Source organism: Streptomyces sp. NPDC057271, from assembly GCF_042668715.1.
Lineage (GTDB): Bacteria > Actinomycetota > Actinomycetes > Streptomycetales > Streptomycetaceae > Streptomyces.
In genome coordinates, this window is the sequence record NZ_JBHUYJ010000204.1 from 1 (window position 1) to 5,150 (window position 5,150).

The following is a 5,150-nucleotide window of genomic DNA, read 5'->3' on the forward strand; positions in this document are numbered from 1 at the left end:
GGTGTTGCCCGCCTTGTTCGAGGCGATGACGTCGCTGTTCTTCAGCAGGGCCGCGGCGCCGAAGCCGAGGACGATCGTCATCAGGTAGAACGCGCCGATGATGCCGATGGCCCAGTTGACCGACTTACGGGCGGCCTTGGCGGTGGGCACCGTGTAGAAGCGGATCAGGATGTGCGGCAGGCCGGCGGTGCCGAGGACGAGGGCGATGCCGAGCGAGAGGAAGTCCAGCTTCGAGATGGCGGTGGCCCCGTACTTGAGACCGGGCTCCAGGAACGCCTGGCCCTTGCCGCTGTTGGTGGCGGCGGCGCCGAGCAGGTCGGAGAGGTTGAAGTCGAACTTCAGCAGGATGAGGAAGGTGATCAGGAGCGTGCCCGCGATGAGCAGGACGGCCTTGACCATCTGCACCCAGGTGGTGCCCTTCATGCCGCCGATGGTGACGTACACGATCATCAGGACGCCGACCAGGGCGACGATGGCGATCTTGCCGCCGTCGCTGGTGATGCCGAGGAGCAGGGAGACGAGGACGCCCGCGCCTGCCATCTGCGCGAGCAGGTAGAAGATCGAGACGACGATCGTGGAGGTGCCGGCGGCGGTGCGGACGGGGCGCTGGCGCATGCGGTAGGCGAGGACGTCGCCCATGGTGAACCGGCCGGAGTTGCGCAGCGGCTCGGCGACCAGGAGCAGGGCGACCAGCCAGGCGACCAGGAAGCCGATCGAGTACAGGAAGCCGTCGTAGCCGAAGAGCGCGATGGCGCCCGCGATGCCGAGGAAGGACGCGGCGGACATGTAGTCGCCGGAGATCGCGAGGCCGTTCTGGAAGCCGGTGAACTGGCGGCCGCCGGCGTAGAAGTCGGCGGCGCTCTTGGTCTGGCGGCCGGCCCAGACGGTGATGACGAGCGTGGCGACGACGAACGCCCCGAAGAGGGTGATGATCAGCGGGCGGTGCTCGCTGGTGGCGTTGCCCGCCGCGAGGAGAAGGGTGCTGCTCACGCGTCGGCCTCCGGGTGCTCCATACGGGACTTGATGGCCTCGGCCTTCGGGTCGAGGCGGTTGGCCGCGTGCCGCGAGTAGAGCCAGGCGATGAGGAAGGTCGTGACGAACTGGCCGAGGCCGAGGACGAGAGCCACGTTGATGTTGCCGAAGAGTGTGGTCCCCATGAAGCCGCCCGCGTAGTTGGAGAGCAGCACGTAGAGCAGGTACCAGGCGATGAAGGCGACCGTCAGGGGGAAGGCGAAGGAGCGGTATGTGCGGCGCAGTTCGCCGAACTCCGCACTCTCCTGCACCTCGACGAACGCCTCGGTCGTGGGCTGGGCGGGGCCGGTGGGGGCCTCCGTGCCGCCTTGGGGCGGCGGCAGTGCTTCGGTTGCCACGGAATCTCCTCGCGACGCGGGTGCTGTGGGCATGGACAAAGGGGCCTCACTGGGGGGTGGGGAACGGGCTCCTACCGGAGCGGCTCCCCTGCACAACGGCACGGAGCGCGGAGCGAAGTGGTTCACCGGAGTGGTTTTCCGCCCTGGATCCTCTCCTGGATCTTCCTCCGGATCTGCAGGAAATCCTCTCAACTCATTGATGGGGCGGGAAGATCAGCGATAGCTTCACTCGTCATGCACCTGCCCGTCCGCAATCCGCCGGCGGGCAGTACATACGGATGATGTGGAGAACCCATGGCTCATCTGGGATCGAGACGCGGCCGAGTACTCGCTCTGCCGGCCGGCCTCGCGCTCACGGCCTCGCTCGCCTTCCTTCCGACCGGCGCCTCCGCCGCGGTGGCGAGCGACACCCCGGCGACGCCCGCCGTCTCGACGAGCGCCCCGAAGCTGTCGTACGTCGTCAACGTCGACCGGGGTCGCAAGACGATCGCCTCGGTGAAGAAGGCGATAGCCAGGGCCGGTGGCACGGTGGTCATCTCCTATGACCAGATAGGCGTCATCGTCGTCCACTCGCAGAACCCCGAGTTCGCGACGACGATCCGTAAGGCCCGGGGTGTGGTGTCCGCCGGTTCGACGCGCACCGCCCCGCTCTCCGTCCAGACCGACACCTCCGTCGGCGAGGGCGGCCAGGCGCTCACCGCGTCCGAGGCCACGTCCGCCGCGGCCCGTGCGACGGACGACCAGGACGCGCTCGAGCCGCTCCAGTGGGACCTGCCCGCCATCCAGGCGGACAAGGCCCACAAGAGGACGCTCGGCAGCCGGAACGTGACGGTGGGTGTCATCGACACGGGTGTCGACGACACCCACCCGGACCTGGCGCCGAACTTCGACGCCAAGGCCTCGGCCAACTGCGTGACGGGCAAGCCGGACATCACCCCCGGCTCGTGGCGTCCCAACCCGGGCGAGAGCGACCACGGCACGCACGTCGCCGGCACGATCGCCGCCGCCAAGAACGGCACCGGCATCACCGGTGTCGCGCCGGGCGTGAAGGTCTCGGGCATCAAGGTGTCCACCCCCGACGGCTTCTTCTACACCGAGGCCGTCGTCTGCGGCTTCATGTGGGCGGCCGAGCGCGGCGTCGAGATCACCAACAACAGCTACTACACGGACCCGTGGCTGTTCGCGTGCAAGAACGACGCCGACCAGAAGGCCCTGATCGAGGCCGTGACCCGCGCGACGCGCTACGCGGAGCGCAAGGGCACCGTCAACGTGGCGGCGGCCGGCAACTCCGCCATGGACCTGGCGTCGGACGAGCTCACCGACGACAGCAGCCCGAACGACACCACGCCGGTGACCCGTGTCATCGACCCGAAGGAGTGCCTGGACTACCCGGCGATGCTGCCGGGCGTGGTCACGGTCTCCGCGACCGGTGCCAAGGACCTGAAGGCCTCGTACTCCAACTACGGTCACGGCGTCATCGACGTCGCGGCGCCCGGCGGCGACCGCACCGAGTACCAGACCCCGGACGCGCCCGCGGTCAACGGCCGGATCCTGTCGACCACGGTCAACGGCGGCTTCAACTACAAGGCCGGTACGTCGATGGCCTCGCCGCACGCCGCCGGTGTGCTCGCGCTGCTGAAGTCGACGCACCCGAAGGCGAGCCCGGCCGCGCTCAAGGCGATGCTGTACGCGCAGGCCGACGACCGCGCCTGCACGAACCCGTACGACATCAACGCCGACGGCACCGTCGACGCGGTGTGCGTGGGCGGCAAGAACAAGAACGGCTTCTACGGAGCCGGTCTGGTGAACGCGCTCGACGCCGTGCGCCGGTAGGCACGACGCCGACAGGCTGTCAGGGGGTCCCGGTGTGGTGCGCCACACCGGGACCCTTTGCGTGGCACGGAGTGCCATCATGCCGGGATGGACAACACAGTGCGTACGGGTACGGAGTTGTTGTGGTCGGCCCTGGGCGGCGATCCCTCCCTGGTGGACCGGGTGGCGTTCACCGGCCCGTCGGGGCTCCTGCCGGCACGGCTGCCGGTGATGGACCTGGCGCGGGCGACGGTGGCGGTCGCGGGCCTGGCGGCGGCGGAGCGCAGTGGTCTGCCGGGGAGGGTCCGGGTGGACGACGGGGCCGTCGCCACGGCCTTCGTGAGCGAGCGTCACCTCCGGGTCGACGGCCGGGCACCGGTGAACTTCGCGCCGCTGTCCCGCTTCTGGAGGGCGTCCGACGGCTGGGTCCGTACGCACGCGAACTATCCCCACCACCGGGCGGCGCTGCTCTCCGCGCTGGGCGTCCGGGAGGAGTCGGTGGAGGCCGTGGCGGCGGCGATCGCCGAGCGGAAGGCGGTCGAGGCCGAGACGGCGGCCTACGCGGCCGGGGGCCTCGCGGTCGCCCTGCGCACGCCGGAGGAGTGGGCGGCGCACGAGCAGGGCCAGGAGGTGGCGGCGCGGCCGCTGCTGACGCGGGAGCGACTGGACGACGCTGCCCCGGCCGGGAAGCGGCGCCCGGGCCCCCTGCGGGTCCTGGACCTGACCCGGGTCCTCGCCGGGCCGGTCGCGACGAGGACGCTGGCGCTGCTCGGCGCGGACGTGCTCCGGATCGACCCGCCGGGCAACCCCGAACTGCCCGACCAGCACGCGGACACGAACGTCGGCAAGCGGACGGCGGCGCTCGACCTGGACCGGCCTTCGGACCGGCGCGCCCTCCACGCGCTGCTGGACGAGGCGGACGTCCTGGTCACCGGCTACCGCCCCGGCGCCCTGGAGCGCTTCGGTCTCCACCGTCCCGGTCTGGTGATCGCGCGGATCTCCGCGTGGGGCGACTACGGGCCGTGGGGCGAACGGCGCGGCTTCGACAGCCTGGTGCAGGTGGCGACCGGGATCGCGACGGAGGAGGGCTCGGCGGACGAGCCGGGCGCACTGCCCGCGCAGGCCCTGGACCACGGGTCGGGGTATCTGCTCGCGGCGGCCGTGCTGCGGTCCCTGACGGAGCAGGAGAGCGAGGGCGGCACGCGTCTCGTACGCCTGGCCCTGGCGCAGACGGGCCACTGGCTGACGCACGCCCTCCCCCGCTACGTCCCGGAGGACCACCTCACGGAGACGTCCGGCCCCCTGGGCCTGCTGCGCCACGCGGTGTCGCCCGTCAGGTACGAGGGCGGCCCCACGGCGTGGTCCCGCCCACCGGGCCTCCAGGGCGGCGACGACCCGGTGTGGTCGGAGGCCTGAGCCGGCCGGAACGGCCCGGGGGCGGGGGCCTCCGGACCGAGCGGCTCGGCGTCGTGCCGTCCTCAGGGCTTGACGAGGACCTTCAGGGCGGTGCGGTCGTCCATGGCCTTCAGCCGACCGGGACGCCTCCGAGGCCGACCGCCGGGTCGAAGACCGGGGACGGGTCGACGGCGCCGTCGAGCACGTCCGGGAGCAGCGCGGGGATGGACGCGCGGACGGGCGCGACGCTCTGCGTACGATCGTCGAAGGGGCCGCCGTAGGGGGAGGAACTCCGTTGCAGGGTACGGACGTTGCGCCGGCGCGACTGGCGGGGACGGGTCTCACGCTCTCCGTGACGTCCGACACGCCTTTCGTCGGTGCGGAGCTGTTCGCGCCGGACCGGATCGTCCGGACCCGCTAAGGAGTGTCGTCAAAGTAGCGTCGTCCGCCCGAAGGGCGGGCAGACGGGACTTCGACGACACGACCTAGTGTTCTGAGTCTGGAATTCTGTTCAGATAGCTGGCGAGGCGTTCAAGGATCTCGTCCGCAGTCTTGGTCCACACGTAAGGTTTC

General features: G+C 70.8%; 4 protein-coding genes and 1 pseudogene. 2 read left to right on the forward strand and 3 right to left on the reverse strand.

Features of this window, described 5'->3' with window-relative positions:
* Together ACFUJR_RS38695 and ACFUJR_RS38700 are read right to left on the reverse strand one after the other, a co-directional pair.
* A partial coding sequence (locus ACFUJR_RS38695) for a cation acetate symporter (RefSeq protein WP_383451256.1) occupies window positions 1–990 on the reverse strand: 990 nt, incomplete at its 3' end.
* On the reverse strand, window positions 987–1,370 hold the full coding sequence (locus ACFUJR_RS38700; protein WP_383180784.1) for a DUF485 domain-containing protein: 384 nt from the start codon (window positions 1,368–1,370) through the stop codon (window positions 987–989). The genes ACFUJR_RS38695 and ACFUJR_RS38700, both read right to left, overlap by 4 nt.
* 294 nt (window positions 1,371–1,664) lie before the next feature.
* On the opposite strand from ACFUJR_RS38700, the gene ACFUJR_RS38705 reads away from it, so the two are divergent.
* Together ACFUJR_RS38705 and ACFUJR_RS38710 are read left to right on the forward strand one after the other, a co-directional pair.
* Window positions 1,665–3,203, forward strand: coding sequence for a S8 family serine peptidase (locus ACFUJR_RS38705; protein WP_383180787.1), 1,539 nt, complete (start codon window positions 1,665–1,667; stop codon window positions 3,201–3,203).
* 87 nt (window positions 3,204–3,290) lie between these two features.
* Window positions 3,291–4,598: a CoA transferase gene (locus ACFUJR_RS38710; protein ID WP_383180790.1), complete on the forward strand. Its 1,308-nt coding sequence runs from the start codon at window positions 3,291–3,293 to the stop codon at window positions 4,596–4,598.
* A 62-nt stretch (window positions 4,599–4,660) separates the two neighbouring features.
* Here ACFUJR_RS38710 and ACFUJR_RS38715 read toward each other — a convergent pair.
* Window positions 4,661–4,824, reverse strand: a pseudogene (locus tag ACFUJR_RS38715) (IMP dehydrogenase); the annotation flags it as partial.
* Window positions 4,825–5,150 lie beyond the last annotated feature (326 nt).